Genomic DNA, 253 nt, shown 5'->3' on the forward strand with positions numbered 1-253 from the left:
CCGGCGTAGAACGCATCGATGCGCTCCATGCCCTCGAACCCGTACGTGGCCGCGACCGAGCCGGTTGTCTTGTCAGAGCCGGTGCGCAGGATGAAGTTGGCGCTGGCGCCTGGTTGACCGGACGAGAAAATGGCGCTCGTGCCGCCCTGGACGACCTCGACGCGCTCGATGGTGTCGTCGATGCGTACCAGCGAGCTCGAGTCCATGAATGAGAGGCTGGCCGTGCCGTACAGCGGCGAGCCCTGGATCATGG

1 protein-coding gene is annotated in these 253 nt (G+C 65.6%); it reads right to left on the minus strand.

The window, feature by feature from the left end:
- The coding region (locus RZA33_RS19640; RefSeq protein WP_317509933.1) for a hypothetical protein at positions 1 to 253 on the minus strand (253 nt) is incomplete at both ends.

It is taken from the genome of Halovibrio sp. HP20-59 (assembly GCF_033052795.2).
Taxonomy (GTDB): domain Bacteria; phylum Pseudomonadota; class Gammaproteobacteria; order Pseudomonadales; family Halomonadaceae; genus Vreelandella.